Origin of the sequence: Thermanaeromonas sp. C210, assembly GCF_013167955.1 — a bacterium.
GTDB lineage: Bacteria > Bacillota > DSM-521 > Neomoorellales > Neomoorellaceae > UBA12545.
Genome location: NZ_BLWF01000001.1, coordinates 310,346 through 329,986, shown reverse-complemented (window position 1 = coordinate 329,986; position 19,641 = coordinate 310,346). Strand labels below are relative to the sequence as shown.

Sequence of the window (19,641 nt, the reverse complement as noted above, 5' to 3'; positions counted from 1 at the left end):
CCGTACAGAGGCGGGACTACTCCAGGACGGCCAGGAGGCGCTCTTTATCGTCGTAGTGGGTCAGGATGAATAAAATATCGCCCTCCTGGATCTCCGTATCACCCCGGGGGGTTACTATATCGTCATGTCTTACAATGGCGGTTACCAGGGTGGTCTTGGGCAGAGGAATATACTCCAAACGCTTGCCGACCAAAGAAGACCCCTTTTCCACTTCAAACTCCAACAGCTCGCATTTGGTAGTTTCCGTGGAGATTAACTCCAGGGAATGGGGAGGGGTCTTTTTGGTTCCGACCAATAAGTCGAGCCTGTGGGCTAAAAGGTCGAGGGTCGATCCCTGTATTAAGGCCGATACCAAAACGACGAAGAACACGATGTTAAAGAAGTAGTTGCTATGGTCAACTCCTGCCACGGCGGGGTAAGTGGCCAGCACAATGGGGACAACGCCCCTTATACCCCCCCAACAGAGAAATATCTTTTCCTTGAGGCTGTAATCCCAGAAGAGGGTCGTTAAGAAGACCGCCGCCGGTCGCGCCACCAGCATTAGCAGCAGAGCAATAAGCATCCCTTCCTTGGTAAAGGCTGGAAGTTCCGAAGGAAAGACCAGCAGCCCCAGCATTAAAAAGAGGATGATGTTGCTGAAAGTGGAGGTACCTTCCAGGAAGCGGGCTATTCCCTGCTTGTAGACGAATTCACTGTTCCCCAGCAAGTAACCGGCTATGAATACGGCGAGGAAGCCGTTGGCTCCGATGGCCTCGGCTACTCCGAAACTTAAGTAGCAGAACCCTAACACGAGAACGTAGTAAAATCCGCCAGATTCCAAGCGTGCCCGGTTGAAGAGGTGGGGTCCTAGCCTACCAAAGAGGTAGCCCATACCCAGGCCACCAACGATCTGCCAGATTAAGTGGGCGATAAAGGCAAACACTTGGAAATCAGCATTCTGGATATAGTCGAGCATAGATATGGTCAGGATAATGGCCATGGGATCATTGGAGGCCGACTCGGCTTCCAGGGTGGTGGCCAACTTAGGCCGGATGCTTTTATTACGGAAAATGGAAAATACTGCTGCCGCATCGGTAGAGGAGACGATGGCGCCGACCAGGAAGGAGGCTTCCAGGCTGAGACCGACGATGTAGTGGGTGGCCAGCCCTAGGGCTACAGCGGTAAAGAGGACACCCACCGTCGCCAGGGCAAAGGAGGGCGCAAAGGCTGATTGCAATACCTCCTTCTTGGTGGCAAAGCCGCCTTCAAAAAGTATGATGATGAGGGCTATATTGGCTATTCGCTGGGCCAGTAGAGGGTCATCGAAGTATATTAAGTTAAGGCCGTCGCTCCCGAAAAGCATTCCCAAACCCAAAAAAATCACCAGTCCGGGAACGCCGACGCGCAGGGTGAGTTTGGTCGAAAAAGTCGCCAGAAGCAGCAAAATGGACAGTAGCAGGATCATCTATTTTTTGGTCCCCCTCTGTGGCGGAATTTCGGGCAACGGTTCCTTAAGCAAGTAAGGGTCTACTTGAACTAGGGGCCTTTGGAATTGTCGCACCAGGGGGAGTGTATTGCCTAGAGCGAGGGGCGGGACTAATAAGACAAAGCCGCTCATCTTTATTATAATTGATTAGGGCGAGGGTTATCAACTCCTTTGTAAGCCCAAGCCCTTGACGGCGGCTTATGGGAAGGGAAGGAGAGGGTGGGCCTTTGCCGGTAGTTTCTGGCGGGGCGTCTACTTGCCGGTGGCCTCCTTGGGTTCCTCTTTAACCGGGCGGGCATATTTGAAGCCTGAAGGCACGGAAGCCGGCAGCTGGAGCTCTTCATGCCTTTTGATGTCCGGGCGGATATTGAAGAGGGTGCTTAAGTTATCGAGCAGGCCGCCGGTAAAGGTCAGCCCTTTTTCCAGAGTCTGGGGGTCGCCAATAGCTTTAACGACAATGGGATACAGCAATTTCTGGCCGTTTACCGTGAGGTACAGGTTGCGGCCTTCCTCCTTGTCGCCGATAAAAGTAGAGGCGGTAATCCGGTGTTCGTTTATGGCCACGGCTTCGGCCCCGGATACCCAGAGTTCATTGACCACATCGACCAGATCCTGGGCCAGGAGGGGCGCATCGCCGGTAAAGGTAACCGTGATACCCGGTCCCTTCACCGGGGTAAGGCCGAGGTGGTTTTTTATGCGTACAAGCTCTTTGGTAAGGGCAGCCTGAGCCTCATCGCTCTGTCCGTATCCGGTGCTCAAGGCCTGCAACTGCTCTTCCAGCTGGCCTACTTCTTCCTGGAGCTCAAGGCGCTTGGCGCTCAACTTCTTCCACATGGCCACCAAATCTTCAGTTTTTTGGAACTCCAGGGAGCTGGCCAGCAGGCGCTGGGTGCGGAACTGCAGCGATAAGAGGACTCCGAGAACCAGCAGGACCACAGCCAGGCAGATCTGCCACCAACCCTTGCGGTTCGACATATCTCTAATTCACTCCTGCCGTCACCGGACGCATGTGGTCGGAAGGGAGGCCACCTTTATAAGCCGGTAGGACGAGGTGCTCGACTTTGACCACCTTGACAGGAAAGTCCCGGTTTTTGAGGTCGACAAACTCCGGAGCCCTCAAAGCGGCGGCTTCCAACCGGTCCGGGTTTCCCACCGCCTGGATTTCGTAGGGGGGAGCCAGGCGGGTTGAATTGACCAGGATGACGGTGCCTACACACCGGATGTGGGACCCGGTGATCAGGCGTTCACCGTTGATGGCTATGCCTTCGGCTCCTGCCGCTTTCAATTCGTTGACCAGGTAAAGGATATGCCGGTCGTGAATAATATAATCTTCGGGATTATAAGTGGCAGGGGAACCGGTTTTGGCCAGCTGGGCGCCGGCATTATTATCGTCCAGGGTTACCACAATGCCCGGACCGCCCAGGGGAACCAGCCCGGCCAGCACCTTCAACTCGTCGATTTGATCCTGGATCTCTCTGAGCTGTCCCTGGTACCTGGTATGTTGCTCCTGGGTCTCCTCTAGCTCCTGGCGCAGGGAGCCGATTTGATTCTGTAGGGCAGTGTTTTCATCATCGAGGGCTTTGATGATATCGACGAGACCAGTGTCCTTTTGGGTCTCCGCGGAGCCGGCCATGTGGCTACGAAATTGCCAGGAGACTAGCAAACCGGACAGAAAACATATGAAGACTAGCGAAGCATAGAACCGCCTCAAGGGCACCGCCTCCCCTTACAGCTATTCTAGCTTAGAGGTGGATGCGCTGCAACTAGCAAAAACGGGAAGATACTAAAAGAAGGGTTTTTAAAGGTCACTGTCGAATGAAGTGACCTGGCCGTCATATACTAAGAGAGCACTGGTAAATAACGGGGTGGAAAATTTGGCGGGTGTTGGGTGGTACCTTTCCCATTTGCTCTCGCGGCTAAACTTTGTGGACGTCCTGCGCCTGATCGTTGATATCGCCCTCGTATCTTATGTTATCTATCGCTTTCTCCTCCTGATCCGGGGTACCAGGGCGGTACAGCTGTTAAAGGGGCTGGCCATGCTGGTAGTGGCCTCGGTGGTGGCGGAAAAGCTGCAGCTGACGGTTATTAACTGGATTTTGACCCAGTTGCGGCTGGTGATTGTGGTAGCCCTGCCGGTGGTTTTCCAACCTGAGTTGAGGCGCGCCCTGGAGCAGCTCGGTCGGGGCAAATTTTTTGCCCGGCCCTTTACGCTGTTGGGGACCGAGGATATGGCCAGGGTCATAACAGAGGTGGTAAGGGCGGTCCAGGTGCTGGCCAAGGGGAAGACCGGTGCCCTCATTGTCATGGAGAGGGAGACGGGCCTTAACGACTACATTGAGACCGGCATCCGCGTGGATGCGGTTATATCCGCCGAATTGCTCATCAACCTCTTTGTACCCCTCACCCCCTTCCATGACGGTGCAGCCATCATCCGGGGTGACCGGGTGGTCGCTGCCGGTTGCTTCTTGCCCCTCTCCGACAGCCCCTACTTGAGCAAGCAGTTGGGCACCCGACACCGGGCAGCCTTAGGCTTAAGCGAGATTTCCGATGCGGTGGTCATCGTTGTTTCTGAGGAAACGGGCGCTGTTTCCGTGGCAGAAGGGGGTAAATTGACCCGTTTCCTGGATGAAAAGAATCTTCGCGAACTCCTGCAGAGTTTGCTTTTGCCCCAATCCAATCATGGCAGCTCCTTTTGGCCGTGGAGGTCTTAGGCTGTGCTGAAGAACTGGCGGGAAAACCTGGGTTATCGCTTGCTAGCCGTAGTTCTGGCCCTCATCCTATGGTTTTATGTGACCGCAGAGCAGAACCCCAATATGGAGCAAGTAGTGCGCATCCCCTTGGAGACGGAGAATTTGGGCGAAGGATTGGTGGTGGCCGACTTGCCTGCTGAGGTCCAGGTTAGGGTGGAAGGTCGCAAGGGGTACATCAACAACCTGTTGCCCAGGGATATCAAAGCTTATGTGGACTTGCGGGCTGCCCGGATAGGGGACAACATCCTGCCTGTCCAGGTGAGCCTGCCGGAGGGTGTAACCCTGGTGCGGGTTAACCCGCCTCAGGTCAAGGTCAAGGTGGATCAGGTTAGGGACCTCCAGCTTCCGGTCCAGGTTGCTTTGAACGGTACCCCGGCAGGAGGCTATCGGGCTTTAGAACCGGTCCTCAAACCGTCAGAGGTAGTGGTTTCCGGCCCGGAGGATGTATTAAAGGGCATAAGCAAAGTGTACGTAGAGGTGGACATCAACGAGGCCCGGGGAAATTACCTAGCCCAGCTGCCGGTGAAGGTCATCGATCACGAAGGGCGGCCCTTGGGCCGCTGGCTCATGATAAACCCCGATACCGTGGAAGTTCTTGTACCTATAGTAGGCCATCTGCCCGGCAAAGTGGTGGCCATCCGGCCCCAGCTGGTGGGCGAGCCTGCTCCCGGCTATGAGGTAAAAAGGGTGGTCCTGGAACCGGAAGTGGTGGAAGTCTTCGCGCCTTACGAAGTACTGGCCGACCTAAATTACCTGAGCACTTCCCCCATTGACCTCGAGGGAGCCCGCAAGAATATTATAGTAGAGAGCAATTTGGAAATTCCCCAGGGAGTTCAGACCGGTAACTTTCCCCTGGTACGAGTAGTGGTGGAGATAGGGCCGGTATAAGGTTGCCAAAATTGATAGTGAAGGGTGAGCTTAACCAGCATGGGTAAATTATTCGGTACCGACGGAGTACGCGGAATAGCCAACGAGGAATTGACGCCGGAACTGGCCTTTAGATTGGGCCGCTGTGGAGCTGCAGTCCTGGCCGAAGGCCGCGGAGGGGCGCGGGTAGTGGTAGGCCGGGATACTAGGGTCTCCGGGGACATGTTGGAAGCCGCCCTGGTGGCCGGGATCTGCTCGGTGGGGGGCCGAGCCCTAAAGGTAGGGATTATGCCTACGCCGGCCGTAGCCTGGCTGACGCGCACTTTAGGAGCCGATGCCGGAGTAGTAATTTCCGCCTCCCATAACCCGGTGGCCGATAACGGCATTAAGTTTTTTAGCTCGACGGGTTTTAAGCTTCCCGATTCCCTAGAGGAAGAAATCGAGAGGCTGGTGCTTAAGGAAAGGGACGACCTTCCCCGGCCGACGGGCACTGCTGTAGGGCGGGTGGAGGTGGTGGAGGCCGCCGAACAATATATAACCCACGTTTGCAGCACGGCCCCGCAGGGATTGAGGGGCCTTAAAGTCGTCCTTGACGTAGCCCACGGGGCGGCCTACGAGGTAGCGCCGGAGGTGTTCCAGCGTCTGGGGGCGGAAGTTTTTGTCTTGAACAATGCTCCCGATGGCACTAATATTAATGTGGGATGCGGCTCTACCTGTCCCCAGGCTTTGGCCGAGGCAGTGCGCGAGTTTAGAGCCCATGTGGGGCTGGCCTTTGATGGGGATGCCGACCGGGTTATTGCTGTGGACGCCGAAGGGCAGGTGGTAGACGGCGATGCCATCATGGCCATCCTAGCCCTTCACTTTCACCAACAGGGTAGGCTTCCCGGCGGCCGGGTGGTGGTGACCGTCATGAGCAACTACGGCCTCCACCAGGTGTTGACCGGGGCGGGCCTGGTGGTCCACCAGACCCAGGTGGGCGATAGGTATGTGCTGGAGGAGATGCTTCGCACCGGCGCCGCCCTCGGCGGAGAACAATCGGGCCACATTATCCTCTTGGAACATAATACCACCGGCGACGGCCTCATCACCGGGGTGCAGCTCCTACAAGTGATGGTGGCCAGGGGTGCTACCCTCCGAGAACTGGCCGAGGTATTGCCACGCCTGCCCCAAGTGCTGGTGAATGTTCCCGTGGAGGATAAAGAGCGGGCCATGAACGACCCCCAATTGCTGGCCGAAATAGCGGCGGCCAGGGAACAGTTGGCCAACAGGGGACGGGTTTTGGTGCGGCCTTCGGGGACCGAGCCCCTTCTACGTCTCATGGCGGAGGGGCCGGACGAAGAGGAACTCAGGGCCATCCTGGAGCGCCTGGAGCAGAGCGTCCGGCGCCTAGGCTCTAAGGAGGTGATGACCGGAGACTAATGCCAATTCTTCTAGGGGGAGAGACTGAGGTTCGGAGGGTAAACAAGCGCCAGGACCACCAGCGGATTAGTCCGTCCTCCCGATCCGGGGCGAGCAACGGCTATACGTTGTTTCCGGGACGCGGCCTGCCGAGCTACTTTTAGTCAGGCAAAGCCCTTTTGGGAGGCTGCGGGGATCTGGTGGTTGACGAGGAAGGGGTTTATCGAGGTTTTCGGCGGGTGCCCCTCGGTTGGTTACGACCGTCAAAGGCGCTACAAAACCCGGGAGCAATCCCGGGGACAAAGGGCGCCGGGTAACACCTCTGCTCTCTCTCCCTTAAGACTCCATCAGCCTTCTATGCCCCCAGGACGGTGACGGTTCCGGCGTATTGTTGCCAGCTAACAAAAGCCCCAGTAACCTCCGCGGTCGCGGTGGGGGAGGGTAAATTTCTTATGGGAGAGGGAGGTAGCCCCTTATGTGCGGAATTGTAGGATATTTGGGCCACCGCCAGGCGGTACCCGTTTTGCTTCAAGGATTGGAGAGGCTTGAATACCGCGGTTATGATTCGGCCGGGATAGCGGTGATAGACTCTTCCGGCCTCAAGATTACCAAGAGCGCCGGCAGGCTGACGGAGCTCAAGGCTCGTCTAAACGGGCACCTCGACGGCGCGACACTGGGCATCGGCCATACGAGGTGGGCCACCCACGGCCGGCCTACGGATACCAACGCCCATCCTCACCCCGATTGCAGCGGCCGGTTTGCTGTGGTACACAACGGCATTATTGAGAATTACCAGGAACTGCGGCAGTGGTTGAAGGCCGAAGGACATACCTTCCTTTCGGAAACCGATACCGAGGTCTTGGCCCACCTGGTGGAGCACTATTATCGGGGCGACCTGCTCCAGGCCGTCATGGCCATGTTGCCCCACGTGAAGGGTTCCTACGCTGTGGCCGTCATAGGCAAAGATCATCCCCGGGAAATCGTAGGGGTGCGCTATGATAGCCCCTTGATCGTCGGTCTGGGCCGGGAGGAGACCTTCTTGGCCTCCGATATTCCCGCTTTACTGCCCTACACCAAAAACACCTACATTCTGGACAACGGCGAAGTGGCCTACCTCAGTCCCGAAGGGCCTAGGATTTTGGACGGTACCGGGCACTTGAAACAAAAACAGGTATTTCACGTCAGCTGGGATCTGGAGGCAGCCGAGAAGGGCGGCTACCCCCACTTTATGCTTAAGGAGATCCACGAGCAGCCCCGGGCCTTGCGGGACACCCTGGCCGGAAGGTTGGATCCTGCAAGTGGAAGGGTAAAACTGGATGGAGTCCGTCTTACACCTGAGGAGGCCAAGGCCATCCGGAAGGTGGCCCTCATTGCCTGCGGCACGGCTTCCTACGCCGGCATGGTGGCCAAATATGTGTGGGAGAAACTGCTGCGCCTTCCCGTGGAATTCGATGTAGCGTCGGAACTGCGCTACCGGCAGCCCCTTATGGACGAGGGAACCCTGGGCCTGGTTATCAGCCAGTCGGGAGAGACGGCGGATACCCTGGCGGGTTTACGGGAGGCCAGAAGGCTGGGAGCCAGGATTCTGGCCGTTACCAACGTAGTGGGTAGCTCGGTAGCGCGGGAGGCCGATGACGTGCTTTACACCTGGGCAGGCCCCGAAATTGCCGTAGCTTCTACCAAGGCTTATCTTACCCAGGTGGCAGCCGTCTACCTGTTAGCCCTTTACCTGGGTACGGCCCGGGGAGAGGCTCCCTGGGCGGCCGAACTGGCCCGGGAACTGAGTGTTACCCCATCCAAGGTGGAGGAGGTCTTGGCCCTCGAGGACCGGTTCCGGGAGCTGGCGGCCCGGATTGCGCCCCATGAGCATGCTTTCTTCCTGGGACGTGGACTGGATTATGCTGTAGCCCTGGAGGGCGCTCTCAAACTAAAGGAAATCTCCTACCTACATGCGGAGGCTTGCCCTGCCGGGGAACTCAAGCACGGGCCCTTAGCCCTCATCGAGGACGGGACGCCCGTCGTGGCCCTGGTTACCCAAGAAGAACTCGTAGAGAAAATGCTGAGCAATATCAGGGAAGTTAAGGCCAGGGGGGCTTGGGTCCTGGCCCTGGCCTTGGAGGGTAATAGGGCTGTGGCCGCAGAAGCCGACTGCGTCCTTTATTTGCCGCGCCTCCATAACTTGCTGACTCCTCTGGTATCCGTGGTACCCCTGCAGTTGCTGGCCTACTACACGGCCGCGGCCCGGGGTTGTTCGGTAGATAAGCCGCGGAACTTGGCCAAGAGCGTGACGGTGGAATAGGCGGGGTAATGGTTCTGGTCCCGGAATATTGACTGACAGAAAAAAAGGCTCTCTTTCCGGAAGGGAAGAGAGCCTAAAATTTTATGCCAGCAAAATTAATGCTATGAACACCAGGTCTTCCGCGCCGTTGTTGACTATAGAGTGATATTCACCATTTCTTGTTAAGACCATATCTCCTGCCTGCACCGGGGCTTCTCTCCCGTTGTCGTTTACCAGGCCCCGGCCGCCGAGTATATAATACGCTTCGAAATCGCCGCTATGCTGGTGCCAGCCGATGGAGACCCCTGGCTTAAGGGTGAACTTGGCAAATAGTTTCCCCTTCCCATTGAACTCGTTCTTGTCGGCTTCTAGAAGGTGAACTATTTCTACTTCCCCCTGGCCGCCCCTTAAACCCTTGATGACTTCCCTTTTCAGTTCCTGGGCCTTCCTTATCATGCGAAGCCTCCTCCCCGGAAAAGAGTATCCCTGTCAGTTTTTATCTTACAGGGAAGGGAAAATGAAAACAAGGCCGGAAAAAACCTGGGGCCTTAGGACGGGCCAGGTGAATATGAGAGGTGCTGCTTCGGAGGTCCCAGCCTTGGCAAGGGACAGCCGGTTTTGGTACATATTAAGGGAGACGATAAACAGGCTTAAGGAGCAAGGCCATGAAACTGAAGGTGCTACCCGAGGATTTCGTGGTAAAAGAACTGGCCCGCCTTCCTTTGCGGGAGAAGGGACCTTACCGGGTGTACATCCTGGAAAAGAAGGGATGGAACACCATCGATCTCTTGCTGAGGCTGGCCAAGGCCCGGGGCCTTCCCTACCGTCTTTTTTCCTATGGGGGCTTAAAGGACAGGCATGCCCATACCTTTCAGTATGTAACGGTAAGGCATCCCCTTGATCTGACCACTGAGGAAGCAAAGTTTTCCCTGCGAAGTATCGGATGGATGGATAGGCCCATGGGTCCCGACCTCCTGAAGGGAAACGAGTTTGCCCTCACCCTTCGCGCCCTCAGCGAGGAAGAGGTTTCCCGCATCATGCGGAGGGTTGATGAAGTTCGGGGTTTCGGCTACCCCAATTATTATGACGACCAACGCTTCGGGAGTATGGACCGCCAGATGGGACTAATGGCCGAGAGATTGCTCAAGAAACACTACAACGGGAGCCTGCAGATCTATCTCACCGGCATTTACCCCGAAGAGAAGAAGGAGGCCAAGGAGCGCAAGCTCTTTTTCCGCGAGCATTGGGGAGATTGGGCAACCTGCCTATCCCGGGCCAAGACCACCATGGAAAGGAAGATATTCGGCCTCCTAACCGAGAAACCCAAAGCCTATGTGGAGGCCTTGCGCCTAATCCCCGCCGAAGAGCTTTCCCTGCTATTTTCGGCCTACCAGAGCTTTCTTTTTAACGAACTGTTAAGGAGGATTTTAGAAGATCTGGGCCTTGAACTCACGGCGGTACCCGGGGTGGCCGGGCCTTATCTCTTCTACCGGCGCCTGGACAGGAAACAACTGGTCTACCTGGATTCCTTGTCCTTGCCCCTGGCCGCCAGCCGCATGGAATTCCCGGATGCCATGTCAGAGCGGCACTTTACGGCCATCCTGGAGGAAAGGGGCCTAAGGCGCGGCAGTTTTAACCTCCGCAAGGTGCGACAGGCATATTTCAAGTCTACACCCCGGAAGGCGATAATCTTTCCCGCAGATCTTCATGTCCATCCTGCCGAAAGCGATGAACTCTACCCAGGCAAACAAAAGATTCGCCTATCTTTTAAGCTGCCGCGGGGGAGTTACGGTACCATGCTCGTTAAAAGATTGATCATGCCGTGAAGGCCGGCTGTATGGGGGAATAGAGTATTATGCCCGGGAACTGCCGACGGCCTCAGGTGGGCCGTTCCTCATTTCGAGAGGTGGGGTCCTGGGCCGTGTGGCGCAAGGATTCCGGTGGGGACGAGGGGCAGGAGGGTACAGATTACCGCCAGGTAGAGAACCACCACGGAAATTACGGTGCAGACGACGGCCCGGGGGATAGTCGCCAGGGGGTCGCGCGCCTCTGGCGCTGCCAGGCCCAGTACCTCAAAACCGGCATAACTGAACATTACAATCAACATACTGCCGGCTATACCACCAAGGCCGCCGGGTAACAGGGTTTACCCCCGGAGTGCGCCAAGGCCGACGGCAGGCCTGGTCGGCAGCAGCCCCAGAATAAGGATGAGGGCGGTGGCCACAAATCCTATGAGAGCCGTAAGCTTAACGGCTGCCAAGCTGCTTTCCAGGCGGGGAAACAAACCCGGCCAGGCGAGATTTAAAAGGGTCACGGCGGCGATGACTAAGGAGGCTACAATGCCTACGGGCAGTTCCGGGAACCAGGTATAGAGAAAAATGGCCGCGGCAGTGGCTTCGCTGGACATGGCCAGGGTAATTCCCGTCCAGTATACCCAACCCAGGACGAAGCCCAGCCATGGCCCGAAATATTCTTCCGCGTAGGTACGAAAGGAACCGGATACAGGCCGGCCCACAGTCATTTCGGAAAGGGCCGTTAGAATGATGTACACCAGAATTCCCGCCAGAAGGAAGGCAATGATTATAGAGGGCCCGGCCGCCCGTATGGCTATGGATGAACCGAGGAAAAAAGAACCCCCGACCACCGAACCGAGGGTAAGAAATACTAAATCCCTGGTACTAATACCTGTCTTACCGCTGGCCATTTTCCTTCTCCCTGGTCAGTAGGAACTCTTCCTTAGTATGTGCTTATAGGTGAGGCTGCAATTCCCGACCTTCAACCCAGTTCCGGCCGGGGAAAATGGCATAAACTTTATTCTCTAGGATAAAATGGTAAGATCATACACTATTGACAATCATTGTATTGGTGGTAAACTCTTTATAGAGGGTGTTTCGCGAAGAAGGCGAAGCGCCCTTTACGCTTTATATACGGGTTTCCATTTAATGGGTAGAATTTGGAGGGAATCAAATTGGCCAGGGTAATGCTATCCCCGACAACTTTTGAAAACTTGGTTAAGCACTTAATAGAGGTTGAGGAAGGCAAGGGTAAGCTTATTGAACAATATTTTCCCAAACCATCAAAGGAGCGTAACGAGTTTGAAAAACTTATCGAGGGCTATATAAAACAGATCGAACAACTTATCAAAAATGTGAACAAGTCGCAATCGGCGGGTGATAAAGTTCCCTTTGTCACTATAGGCAGTGAGGTAGAAGTAGAGGATTTAAGCGAACAAGACCCAAAGATTTTTAAGTATCGTATTGTCAGTCCTTTTCATGATAGCGTGAAAGAGGGTACTGTATCATATTTGTCGCCCGTGGGCAAGGCGTTGCTGTTAAAAAAGGTAGGAGATGAAGTGGAAGTCAAGGCCCCGGGTGGCGTATTCCGTTACCGTATAAGGTCCATCCGGCTACCGGATGAGGCTTGATTAGCTTTTATCTATAGCGGAGAACGTACCGGGAGAACCTCCACCGCTGCCGTGTTCCTGCCGGCCTTCCCGCCTCCCCTGTCGGTGGCCCGGTGGCCGGGGCTTGAGGCCGGGCCAACCGGGCGTTTCCTGTTCAGCCTTCCGCCTCCATCTTCCCTCCGGGAGTCTCACTTCTTACCTTAGCGGCGGCCTTGGTTTGGCCGCCGATCTCTAGGGGCCCGACGGTTTTCATAGGGCCCCACCCTTCTTCATAAACTTCCTTAGGAAGCTTCCTCTTCCGGTTACCTCGGGGACGGAGGGAAACGGTCTGATGTGGATTATGGTACCCGATAAGCATGTCTTGGCCATGGCGGCGGTGAGGGTGGTCTCCAGTCTGATCGAACTAACCGCCGCCATCCTCATGCTAAAGTTGAACCGCGTGGAAGAAGCTTTAAAGATCAATGCCACCTTGGCCCTGGTTGGGCCCACGGTTATGCTTACGGTGATGGCCCTGGGACTCTGGGGATTGGCGGGGAAAATTTCCCTCGCCAAAATGTTAATCATCATTTTGGGGGTGGGATTGATTTTTTATGGGGTAAGACGCTGAGACCCCGGCCTCCTTCTAACTACTTCCCTAAATTCTCTATTAAGCGCCAGAGGCCCGGGTTGCGGTAATAAAGGAAGCTAATTACCAGGGCCAGGAATATATAGAGCAGGCACCAGGGCAGGCTCAGCTCGTCTTTACCGGGAAGTTCAGGGCCGGACCCGGTAGACATGGATGTATTCTCCTTTCCGGTAGAGTTCCAACAAATCAGGCATGTGCCGGGCCCAGGTGGCGTAAGGACCGTAATCGGGCTTTACCACCACAAAATCCAGGGACTGGCGCCGAATGGCTTCCGCCCAGGAGGAAGGAGACGGGGCATCCACCAGGGATACTTCGTGGCGCAATCCGCCGTACAGGGGGTAGATCCAGGCCATAGGAGTATGGCCTATGCGGCTCGGCGGCACTTCGTCCACCCAAGCATAATCTTGAAAGTAAAGCTGGCCAAAGGTTCGTCGAGGTGCCTCCAGGCGCATGGCCAGTGGCAGTTTCCCCAAGGTTTCGCCGAGGGCGAGGGTGGTGGACACTGCCAGGTTGAGGATTAACAAGGCGGCCGCCAGGGTTTGTGCCGCCTTCGGCAGTCGCTCGTAAACCCAGACTAGAGCAGCCAGGCCGACGGGCACCACGTATAGGACGTATCGAGGCCACCACGGAGCCGGCTGGACGAACAGCAGCAAGGCCGTAAGACCGGTCATCCACAGGGCCGCAGGCCGCCGCCGGCGGAGGGCGTAAAAGGCAAAGGCCCCAAGGGCCGGGAGGGCGAGGGCGGCCCAGGCTGGCCCCAGGCCGCGGGTTCGGGAATAATAGTTATAAGATTCCCCGCCAAGTTCCAACCAGGAAGTAAGAATATTGAGCACGAGTGGTCGGTGGTGGTAGGCGGGGGGAGTGTTATGGGCCATGAAGAGGTCGGATACGTCGCCCATGCCGGGCAGCGTCCAGGCGAGGAATTTTACCTGGACGGGGTAGACGGGGTTGCCGTAAAACCACCACGTGCGGAGATACCAGAAGCCGCCGGTCGAGACCAGGCCCCCCAGGGCCACTACGGCCTGGACAAGGAGGGCACGTCCGGTTAAGCGGCCGCACCGACATTGCCACCACCCGTACCCCAGGGCGGCCAGACCAAGGATGCCGGCGAAGGCGATTCCGGGGGCTTTGATGCCCATCATGAGCCCCAAGGTTACTCCCAGGAGAAGGGCATAACTTAGGTTAAGCTCCCTTTGCCACCTCAACAGTACATATAAGGAAGCGGCCACCAGGGAGCCGAAGGCGGCATCGGCGTAGGCCACCCGCAGCTGGATTAAAATCATAGGCGTCAATAAAAAGAGCATGGTTGCGAGGACAGAAGAGTCCGGCCGGGCGCCCGCCGACCTGCTCAGGCCGTAGGTGGCCAGGGCTCCCACCAGCACAAAGGGGAGCTGGGCTGCATCGGCCAGAATATCGCTGTTCAGGAGCACCATATTCCAAAGGGCGCTGAGCTCAGCATTGAGGGGATAAACATTGGCCCAGTTGAAGGCTGTACTGAAATCCAGGGCCAGTTGACCGGGAGACACCCGGTGGGGATCGTAGTTTTGCCAGAGGAGGGCTTCGGGCAATTGGGTAATGGCTCCCTGTTTGATCCATGCGGCTACAGGAGTAAGGTGGTACCAAATTTCGTCCCAGGCAAAGGGGGGAAGGTAAATCCAGCCCATGGCCAGGGAAGATAGGCTGAAGACGAGCAGGCCACCGACGACTAGCAGGAGACGGTTACCGGCTAAAAGATGGATGGCGCCGGTGGGACTTAGCCCCAAGTTTCGCTGCTCAAGGGGAGAAAGAAGGGCCTGCCATATACCTATACCCAGCCAGGCCAGGGCAAGGAGTAAAACCGCCCCCCGGTGAAGCTGTTTTAGCAGGGCGCCGGCCACCAGGAGGATCAGCACTTGACCGCAAAGAAACAACAGGCCGCACGCCAGCCAGCGGTCGGCCCGACACTTAGGGGCTAGCCGATTAGCCAGGAAGTAAGACCCCGTTAGGAGGGCCAGGGTTGCTGCAATGAATACCAACACCCTTACTTAACTCCCTCCAAATTGGTCCGGCTAAAGTTTCTCCCGAGGGCGGGCTCCTTATACACTGGTATTAGGAAAGTTTGCCGGCACCTTCAGCAGCTAAGCGGAATTTTTAGGGACCACTTGAAAGTCTACCATCGTGTAGGTCCTGATCCAATCTTCCTGCAGGGGGGCAGGGAAAATTTTAGGGGCCAGTTGAAGCCTGGCCCCTGCTGTTATTTAGTTGGGTTTAGTTGTCGCCGAAGAACAAGAGGATGAGGATCAGGAAGAGGATAAACGCCCAGCGGCTGCCCCAAAAGCCACCAAAGCCTCCCACTATGGCTCACTCCTTTCCTCGTTCTTACTAGCTCGATGCTAATAACATAGTATGCTGAAGGACAGTTACTGGTGAAACCGAAGGCAAGGAGTGGATAAAGAGTTATCCTTAGCCGGTGTTCGCCTCGTGCTGCCAGGGGAAATAAATTTTGGCATTCTAAGATAACCTTTCCTCAGCTTGATGAATAGGATAAAGTGACAAACTTGGCAAGGGAGGGTTCCCCTTTGAGCGACCCGCAAGTCCAAGGTATTGAATGGCAACTAGCCCGTGCATACGTGCCTTGGCAAAAATACACTACCCGGTGGAGCCCCTTGGAGGGCCTGGCCAAGGGCACCATTTTCCCCGAGCTGTACTTCCCCTATCATCCCACGGGGCGTTAAGCTCCCTGAGGAGGGAAAGGAGGTCCAAAGGCTATGGAACATGAGCGGCGCCAGCTCTTGAAACAGATCATGGCCATAGAATTCACCGCCCTGGAACTAAACCTCTACCTGGATACCCATCCCCAGGACTACCGCGCTTTGAAGGAGTACAATGCTGCGGCCCAGGAACTTGCCAAACTCAAAGAACAATATGAAAGCCGGTACGGCCCCTTGACCAACTACGGAACCACCCCCAGCCCCGACGCCTGGCGCTGGATAGATGACCCCTGGCCCTGGGAGATTACGTTTTAGAGGAGGCTTCGATACATTATGTGGATCTATGAGAAAAAGCTTCAGTATCCTATCCGGGTAGGACGGCCCAATCCCCGCTTGGCCAAGGAAATAATTACCCAGTACGGCGGGCCTGATGGAGAATTGGCTGCTTCCCTGCGTTATCTGACCCAACGCTACACCATGCCCATCCCCCAGGCCAAGGCAGTACTAACGGACATCGGCACGGAAGAACTGGCTCACATGGAGATTATTGCCGCCCTGGTGTATAACTTGATTAAGGATGCTTCTTTAGAGGAGATTAAGCGAGCCGGGCTGGACGGCTACTATGCCGACCATGACCGGGCCCTGTATTTTGTCAACGCTGAAGGGGCTCCGTGGACGGCCGCCTACATCCAGTCCAAGGGCGATCCCATCACGGACCTTTATGAAAATATGGCCGCCGAGCAAAAGGCCCGTTCTACCTACGAATACCTCATCCAGCTCTCCGATGACCCCGATGTGAGCGATGCTTTGAAGTTCTTACGCGAAAGGGAGGTCGTCCATTTCCAGCGTTTCGGTGAAACGTTAAATTTGGTATACGATTATCTGCAGAGAAAAAAGTATTATTAAAGCTAAAGCCCCGGTAAAGGGGCTTTTCCTCTTATCTCTCTTCCCGCGATTTTCGCCGCATGGAGGGTCCAGCGGAGGGCATAATAAGCATGTAGCCGGACACCGGAAGGGCAAAATTTGAACATAATTGATAGGCTCCGGGGGTTTTAATGGGGCGGGAGGCCGCATGTGCTTTCGCTTGATGGGAACGGGTCCCCTTCAGCAGGAACTCCCGTATCTCCCGGCGAATAGCAAATGTTGGGTAGAAAACCACCAGGGGGTTAACTATGTTAGCCATTGTTAATTCCGTCGTCCTCGTAGGCCTGGAGGGTCAGGGCGTACGATAGAGGTGGATATTAGCAATGGTTTGCCGGTTTGTGATATTGTTGGTTAAATTTTGTACACGATATGTCTACCTTTAAACTGGGAGGGAAAAAGGCGAACTGGCTGTTCTGGGCATTGCTGGCCATGGTTTTTTGGGGATTAGGCCCCATCTTTGCTAAACTGGGGTTGGAGAAGAGCGATCCCTTCACAGCGCTCCTCATCCGCACTATCGGCGTAATCGCCGCGCTACTTTTGTGGGGTTTGGCGACTGCACGGCTGGGGAGCCTTAAAGAGGTAGAACCCCGTACCTGGGCACTCCTTCTGAGCGAAGGGCTGGTTGCTTCGGTGGTGGGACATTTTGCCTATTTTCATGCCCTGCAGGCAGGCAAGGTTTGGTCGGTAGTACCGATAACAGCTTCTTACCCCTTAATGGCCCTCATCCTGGCAATTGTCCTGCTGGGTGATATAAACTCTCCCCGGGGCGCGGCATCGGGGCGGTTTTGATTGTGACCGGTATCTACCTGATCCAGAGATTTTAAGCAGGGGCAAAGGTAGCTGAATTTCTTAAACAGCGCTATGCTTATTTGACCATAACGCATTATTGGAGATGTTTAGTAATGGGTTTTCAAGATAGTAAGACAAATTTACCCACAAAAAAAGAAGTGGCCTCCTTTTTAACCGGTAATCGTTACGATCTAATGGAGTGGGCCGGGGCTTTCGGTGACCTGGGTACCCTTATCCCTTTTTTCCTGGCCTACATAACCATTCTGAAGATGGACCCTGCCGGCCTTCTTTTTGCCTTTGGTATGGCCAAGATCGTTACCGGTTTGTATTATAAAACGCCTATACCTATTCAACCCATGAAGGCCATCGGTATCGGCTCTGTAGCCCAGGCCGGCGAGTTTACGCCGGCAGCAGTGTGGGGCGCCGGGCTTTTCACGGGTTTGGTATGGCTATTCCTGGGCCTTACGGGCATCATTGACCGGGTAGCCGCTCTGGCCAAAAAGCCGGTTGTCCAAGGCATCGTGCTGGGGCTCGGCTTGACTTTTATGGTGGAAGGCATCCGGTCCATGGCTACAAATTACTTCTTAGCGGCTATAGCGTTGATTATGACCTTTGCCTTGCTAGGCAACCGGAAATTTCCGGTGATGTTTTTGTTGCTGGCCTTAGGGGTTGGCACCAGCCTGGCCGTCAATCCTATGCTGCTAATGGATTTAAAGAGAGGCATAGGTTTCTCCCTGCCGCAATTCACTCTGGCCCGGTGGACCTGGTCCGAGATGGTCAAGGGTGCGTTGCTCCTGGCCTTACCCCAGGTCCCCTTGACCCTGGGTAATGCTGTCATTGCTATTGTGGCGGAAAACAACGAGCTCTTTCCCCAGCGGCCTATCACCGAGGGTAAGATTGCCATTTCCACCGGCTTAATTAACCTCCTGGCCCCCCTTTTTGGCGGGGTTCCCATGTGCCATGGTGCGGGAGGGATGGCCGGCCACGTCCGTTTTGGCGCCCGGACGGGTGGCAGCCTGGTTATCATGGGCTTTATGGTTATTGCCGTCGCCATCTTTTTTAATCGCGGGGTAAATATTCTTTTGCAGTTGTTCCCTCCGGCCATTCTGGGCGTGATCTTGTTTTTTGCCGGAGCGGAACTGGCCCTGACGGCGAGGCCGGAGGCTGCCGGCCGGCAGGAATTTTACGTTACTCTGGTCACGGCAGGTTTCGCCATGTGGAATATGGGGGTCGCCTTTGTGGTGGGATTATTGTTACATGAGGCTCTAGCGAGGGGCTGGATAAAAGTGTAGTATCGGTAACTCAGAAACCCTTGAGCTTGACTTAGGAGGGGCAAATAAATATACTATAATTAAACAATTGATTAATCGTTAGGGGTGATTATCCTTTGGATAAAGGGAGTGCTTCCAACCCTAATAATGACCTCTGTGATACCTTCTGCCCTTCCGGCCATCTTGAGCACCTGAAGGGCAGGGTACTGGAAGTAGCCGGTTTATCGGAAATTTTTAAGGTCCTCGGGGACGAAACCAGGACCAAAATCCTTTATCTGCTAGCCCACAAGGAACTCTGCGTGTGTGACCTGGCCGCACTCCTGGATATGAGTTTGCCCGCCGTTTCCCACCATTTGCGGTTGTTGAAGGCCTTGCGCCTGGTCAAGTACCGCCGGGAGGGCAAGATGGTCTACTATTCCCTGGACGATGAGCACATCCTAAACTTGATCCGCGAGGCCCAGGCCCACTTTGCGGAAGGGAGGTAGGCTCTATTCATGGTACCAACATACGTGCTAGTAGGTACCGCTGCCGCTGCGGCTGCCGCCCATACTCTCCTCCCGGACCACTGGCTGCCCTACGTGCTGACCGCCAGGGCCAGGCAAATGTCCCACGGCAGGACGGTCGTGATGGCGGGAGCCGGAGCGATCACCCATCTTTTTTCCACAGTAATTATCGGCCTGGTGTTTGCCCTGGCCGGTGAAAGCGCGGCCGCTAGGATCACCTGGGGGTTGGAGCGGCTGATTGGCCTGGTGGTGGTTGGCCTCGGGCTGTACTTCCTCTGGCGGGGTTGGGCCGGAAAGGGTCAGCGGCATGAGCACAGTCATATGTACGATCACCTGCCAGAAGGGTTTGGTCATAGGTACAATTACCAGAAAAAAGAACATTCCCACACCAACGGGCCGGGGTCGGATTACACCCTGGGCGCCATCCTGGGGGTGCGGCCCTGCGGGGAGGCCATTCCCATTTTTCTGGCGGCAAGCACGCAGGGAGTCTTTTCATCCCTAGCCGCCATCGGGGCCTGGGTGGTGGTGACCGTGTTGTCCATGGTCGGCATCGTCTGGCTTTCGGTGCGGGGTCTGGAAACCCTCCGCTTCGCCTGGCTGGAGCAGTATGGCGAACTAATATCGGGGGCCCTCATTACGATGCTCGGCGTCATTACTTTGCTATTATGATGTGAGGTG

At 55.7% G+C, this 19,641-nt stretch carries 20 protein-coding genes and 1 pseudogene; 14 read left to right on the top strand and 7 right to left on the bottom strand.

Annotated elements, in window-relative coordinates; translation table 11 throughout:
- Window positions 1–16: 16 nt before the first annotated feature.
- The 3 genes from TAMC210_RS01580 to TAMC210_RS01570 form a co-directional block, all read right to left on the bottom strand.
- Window positions 17–1,444, bottom strand: a complete 1,428-nt coding sequence (locus tag TAMC210_RS01580) for a potassium/proton antiporter (protein WP_173297056.1) — start codon at window positions 1,442–1,444, stop codon at window positions 17–19.
- 273 nt (window positions 1,445–1,717) lie between these two features.
- The gene (locus TAMC210_RS01575; protein WP_173297055.1) at window positions 1,718–2,440 is read right to left on the bottom strand and encodes a DUF881 domain-containing protein; all 723 of its coding nucleotides are present in this window, start codon (window positions 2,438–2,440) and stop codon (window positions 1,718–1,720) included.
- Window positions 2,441–2,444: 4 nt separating this feature from the next.
- Window positions 2,445–3,176 (bottom strand): DUF881 domain-containing protein, encoded by a 732-nt coding sequence (locus TAMC210_RS01570; protein WP_173297054.1) that lies wholly within the window; start codon window positions 3,174–3,176, stop codon window positions 2,445–2,447.
- Window positions 3,177–3,369: 193 nt separating this feature from the next.
- On the opposite strand from TAMC210_RS01570, the gene cdaA reads away from it, so the two are divergent.
- The 4 genes from cdaA to glmS all read left to right on the top strand — a co-directional run bounded on the left by cdaA (window position 3,370) and on the right by glmS (window position 8,779).
- Complete coding sequence (cdaA, locus tag TAMC210_RS01565; RefSeq protein ID WP_173297053.1) at window positions 3,370–4,176, top strand: diadenylate cyclase CdaA; 807 nt, start codon at window positions 3,370–3,372, stop codon at window positions 4,174–4,176.
- A 3-nt stretch (window positions 4,177–4,179) separates the two neighbouring features.
- Window positions 4,180–5,103, top strand: a complete 924-nt coding sequence (locus TAMC210_RS01560; protein WP_173297052.1) for a CdaR family protein — start codon at window positions 4,180–4,182, stop codon at window positions 5,101–5,103.
- 39 nt (window positions 5,104–5,142) lie between these two features.
- Entirely contained in the window at window positions 5,143–6,501 is a 1,359-nt protein-coding gene (glmM, locus tag TAMC210_RS01555; RefSeq protein ID WP_173297051.1) for a phosphoglucosamine mutase, read from the top strand.
- Between the two features lie 454 nt (window positions 6,502–6,955).
- The gene (gene glmS / locus TAMC210_RS01550) at window positions 6,956–8,779 is read left to right on the top strand and encodes a glutamine--fructose-6-phosphate transaminase (isomerizing) (RefSeq protein WP_173297050.1); all 1,824 of its coding nucleotides are present in this window, start codon (window positions 6,956–6,958) and stop codon (window positions 8,777–8,779) included.
- Window positions 8,780–8,860: 81 nt separating this feature from the next.
- On the opposite strand, the gene TAMC210_RS01545 is transcribed toward glmS, so the two are convergent.
- Window positions 8,861–9,214 (bottom strand): cupin domain-containing protein, encoded by a 354-nt coding sequence (locus tag TAMC210_RS01545; protein ID WP_173297049.1) that lies wholly within the window; start codon window positions 9,212–9,214, stop codon window positions 8,861–8,863.
- Between the two features lie 209 nt (window positions 9,215–9,423).
- On the opposite strand from TAMC210_RS01545, the gene truD reads away from it, so the two are divergent.
- Window positions 9,424–10,584 carry a tRNA pseudouridine(13) synthase TruD gene (gene truD / locus TAMC210_RS01540; protein WP_173297048.1) on the top strand — a complete coding sequence of 387 codons (1,161 nt, stop codon included), beginning with the start codon at window positions 9,424–9,426 and terminating at the stop codon, window positions 10,582–10,584.
- Window positions 10,585–10,652: 68 nt separating this feature from the next.
- Here truD and TAMC210_RS01535 read toward each other — a convergent pair.
- Window positions 10,653–11,462: pseudogene (locus TAMC210_RS01535) on the bottom strand (amino acid permease).
- A gap of 264 nt (window positions 11,463–11,726) precedes the next feature.
- On the opposite strand from TAMC210_RS01535, the gene TAMC210_RS01530 reads away from it, so the two are divergent.
- Entirely contained in the window at window positions 11,727–12,182 is a 456-nt protein-coding gene (locus tag TAMC210_RS01530) for a GreA/GreB family elongation factor (RefSeq protein WP_173297047.1), read from the top strand.
- A 310-nt stretch (window positions 12,183–12,492) separates the two neighbouring features.
- Window positions 12,493–12,768: a YqhV family protein gene (locus tag TAMC210_RS01525; RefSeq protein WP_173297046.1), complete on the top strand. Its 276-nt coding sequence runs from the start codon at window positions 12,493–12,495 to the stop codon at window positions 12,766–12,768.
- Window positions 12,769–12,787: 19 nt separating this feature from the next.
- On the opposite strand, the gene TAMC210_RS01520 is transcribed toward TAMC210_RS01525, so the two are convergent.
- Window positions 12,788–12,937 (bottom strand): hypothetical protein, encoded by a 150-nt coding sequence (locus TAMC210_RS01520; RefSeq protein ID WP_173297045.1) that lies wholly within the window; start codon window positions 12,935–12,937, stop codon window positions 12,788–12,790.
- Entirely contained in the window at window positions 12,915–14,804 is a 1,890-nt protein-coding gene (locus TAMC210_RS01515) for a hypothetical protein (protein ID WP_173297044.1), read from the bottom strand. Before TAMC210_RS01515 ends, TAMC210_RS01520 begins: the two co-directional genes overlap by 23 nt.
- 540 nt (window positions 14,805–15,344) lie before the next feature.
- Here TAMC210_RS01515 and TAMC210_RS01510 point away from each other — a divergent pair.
- The 7 genes from TAMC210_RS01510 to TAMC210_RS01480 all read left to right on the top strand — a co-directional run bounded on the left by TAMC210_RS01510 (window position 15,345) and on the right by TAMC210_RS01480 (window position 19,632).
- Complete coding sequence (locus TAMC210_RS01510; RefSeq protein WP_173297043.1) at window positions 15,345–15,500, top strand: spore coat associated protein CotJA; 156 nt, start codon at window positions 15,345–15,347, stop codon at window positions 15,498–15,500.
- 33 nt (window positions 15,501–15,533) lie between these two features.
- Window positions 15,534–15,791, top strand: coding sequence for a spore coat protein CotJB (locus tag TAMC210_RS01505; RefSeq protein ID WP_173297042.1), 258 nt, complete (start codon window positions 15,534–15,536; stop codon window positions 15,789–15,791).
- Between the two features lie 18 nt (window positions 15,792–15,809).
- Window positions 15,810–16,382: a manganese catalase family protein gene (locus TAMC210_RS01500; protein WP_173297041.1), complete on the top strand. Its 573-nt coding sequence runs from the start codon at window positions 15,810–15,812 to the stop codon at window positions 16,380–16,382.
- A gap of 387 nt (window positions 16,383–16,769) precedes the next feature.
- Window positions 16,770–17,189, top strand: a complete 420-nt coding sequence (locus TAMC210_RS01495; protein WP_173297040.1) for an EamA family transporter — start codon at window positions 16,770–16,772, stop codon at window positions 17,187–17,189.
- A 113-nt stretch (window positions 17,190–17,302) separates the two neighbouring features.
- Window positions 17,303–18,481, top strand: coding sequence for a putative sulfate/molybdate transporter (locus tag TAMC210_RS01490; protein WP_173297039.1), 1,179 nt, complete (start codon window positions 17,303–17,305; stop codon window positions 18,479–18,481).
- A gap of 95 nt (window positions 18,482–18,576) precedes the next feature.
- A complete protein-coding gene (locus TAMC210_RS01485; RefSeq protein WP_173297038.1) occupies window positions 18,577–18,945 on the top strand; it encodes an ArsR/SmtB family transcription factor in 369 nt (122 codons plus the stop codon).
- A gap of 9 nt (window positions 18,946–18,954) precedes the next feature.
- On the top strand, window positions 18,955–19,632 hold the full coding sequence (locus TAMC210_RS01480; protein WP_173297037.1) for a hypothetical protein: 678 nt from the start codon (window positions 18,955–18,957) through the stop codon (window positions 19,630–19,632).
- Window positions 19,633–19,641 lie beyond the last annotated feature (9 nt).